The 2,663-nt window shown below is 50.1% G+C and carries 2 protein-coding genes; both read left to right on the forward strand.

Annotated elements, in window-relative coordinates:
* On the forward strand, nt 1-1,325 hold a 1,325-nt coding region (locus tag ACOJS8_RS14810; RefSeq protein ID WP_420149318.1), incomplete at its 5' end, for a glycoside hydrolase 43 family protein.
* A gap of 25 nt (nt 1,326-1,350) precedes the next feature.
* Nucleotides 1,351-2,568, forward strand: a complete 1,218-nt coding sequence (locus tag ACOJS8_RS14815) for a glycoside hydrolase family 88/105 protein (RefSeq protein WP_420149319.1) — start codon at nt 1,351-1,353, stop codon at nt 2,566-2,568.
* Nucleotides 2,569-2,663 lie beyond the last annotated feature (95 nt).

The raw sequence follows: 2,663 nt of genomic DNA on the forward strand, positions 1-2,663 counted from the left end.
CTGCGATACGTTACCATAACAACGAGTTTTACCTTTATTACCCTGATCCTGATTTCGGTATTTACCTGACCAAAGCCAAAAATCCGGCGGGTCCGTGGTCGGAACCTGTGCTGGTGGAAGGTGGTAAAGGATTGATTGATCCATGTCCGCTCTGGGACGATAACGGACAGGTTTATCTGGTGCATGGCTGGGCGGGTAGCCGGGCGGGTATCAAAAGCGTGATAACCATTAAGAAACTAAATGCCGATGGCTCAAAGGTGGTCGATGAAGGCGTGATTGTGTACGACGGCCACGAAACCGACCCAACTATCGAAGGACCGAAATTCTACAAACGGAACGGCTATTACTACATTTTCGCTCCGGCGGGTGGTGTGCCGACGGGCTGGCAATTGGTACTACGTTCGAAAAGCATCTACGGCCCTTACGAACGAAAAGTGGTGATGGATCAGGGAAAAAGCTCGATCAATGGTCCGCATCAGGGCGCCTGGGTCGATACGTCACCGATTAATGGCAAGTCTGAAGACTGGTTTTTGCATTTTCAGGATAAAGAAGCGTATGGTCGCGTAGTGCATCTGCAACCGATGAAATGGGTGAACGACTGGCCCGTTATTGGCGTGGATGCCGACGGCGATGGAAAAGGTGAGCCAGCGCTGACTTACAAAAAACCGGCAGTGGGCAAGACGTATCCCATCGCTTCACCGCCCGAATCGGACGAATTCGATGGCACTACGTTAGGTTTACAATGGCAATGGCAGGCTAACCCGAAAGGCATCTGGCACACCATGAGCAAGCAGAGTACACTACGTCTTTATTCCTACAAAACACCCGACGATGCCAAAAACAGCTGGGACGTACCGAATCTGTTGCTTCAGAAATTTCCGGCCGAACGGTTTATGGCGACCACGAAGGTGACGTTCAAGCCAAACCCGAAACTGGAAAATGAGCGAACAGGCTTGATTATCATGGGGATGAGTTACGCAAATCTTGTTCTGAAAAGCAGCAAAGAGGGGGTAAGTCTGGTGTATGGCGTCTGCAAAAAAGCATCAGATGGAAAGCCTGAACAGGAAACCGCTATTGCCAAAATCAACGCCGGAACGCCTGTATATCTGCGAGTCGAAGTGGTTGGCGATGCAAAATGCCAGTTCAGTTACAGTCTGGACGGACAAAGCTTTACGAAAGCTGGCGAACCATTTCAGGCCGAAGCAGGCCGCTGGATTGGAGCTAAACTAGGGATTTTCTGTACCCGCACCACGCAAATTAACGACTCCGGCTATGCTGATTTCGACTGGTTCCGCGTCGAACCCGTTCCCTCTCTAACGAATTAATTATCGCCTGAAAACGGATAAAACAATGATACACATACGAAGTAAAATTCGTACTGCGCTACTAATGACCCTGGTCAACGTATCGATTTTTGCCCAGCAACGTACCGATCAGGTTTCAGCGGATGCGCCCTGGGCGGTACGTATGGCTGATTCGGATATGATCCGTAATCCGAAAGGATGGATGCTCGATTTTTCGAAAGAGCCACGCTGGGGCTACTGCCAGGGTCTGGTTTGTAGTGCGCTCGAATCGTTGTGGAAGCAGTCGGGCGACGAAAAATACTATGCATACATTAAGGAATACGCCGATGATTTGATCAATCCGGATGGTACGATAAAGACCTATAAGCTGGAGCAATACAACATCGATGCCGTCAACCCCGGCAAGTTCCTGTTTGCCCTATACGAGAAAACGCATGATCCGAAATACGAAAAAGCCATCCGCTTGCTACGTAGCCAGATGCGCACGCACCCACGTACGAGCGAAGGCGGATTCTGGCACAAAAAGCATTATCCGCATCAGATGTGGCTCGATGGGCTGTACATGGCGTCGCCGTTTCTGGCGCAATACGCAAAAACCTTCAACGAGCCCGACCTGTTTGCCGACGTAGCGAATCAGATCATTCTTATCGATAAACACAATAAAGATCCCAAAACGGGCCTGTATCATCACGGTTGGGACGAAAGTAGGGAGCAGCGCTGGGCCAGTAAAGAAACCGGGAAATCGCCACATGTGTGGGGACGGGGGATGGGCTGGTATGCTATGACGCTAGTGGACGTACTGGAGTATTTTCCGACCGACCATCCACAGCGCAAGCAGGTTCTGGACATCACTCAGCAATTCGCGGAAACCCTCGCTACGTATCAGGACCCAAAAACTGGTCTCTGGTATCAGGTGATGGATGTCGGCAAAAAAGAAGGTAATTATCTGGAATCGTCGGGCTCGACCATGTTTGTCTATTTTCTGGCAAAAGCCGCCAAAAAAGGCTATCTCGACAAACAATACATGGACGTAGCGCAGAAGGGTTACGACGGAATTTTGGCCAATTTTATCAAAACACAGCCCGACGGTCAGGTTGTGATTACCGATGCCTGCGCCGGTGCCGGACTGGGCGGAACACCCTACCGCGACGGTACGTATGAATACTACATCAAGGAAGCCAAACGCGACAACGACCCCAAATCTGTAGGACCATTCATCATGCTGGCGCTTGAATTCGAAGGAATAAAATCACCCAAAAACTAATCAGCGATACGTACGTAGTACGGTAGTTGCCAAAAGGGTCCGCAATTGCAATTGCGGACCCTTTTGATTGAAGCGGTTAGCTCTGAACCTACTTT

It is taken from the genome of Spirosoma sp. (assembly GCF_048594605.1).
Taxonomy (GTDB): Bacteria; Bacteroidota; Bacteroidia; order Cytophagales; family Spirosomataceae; genus Spirosoma.

Coding starts and splice junctions, on each gene's coding strand:
- ACOJS8_RS14815 (WP_420149319.1), top strand. CDS start 1,351: ATGATACACATACGAAGTAAAATTCGTACTGCGCTACTAATGACCCTG.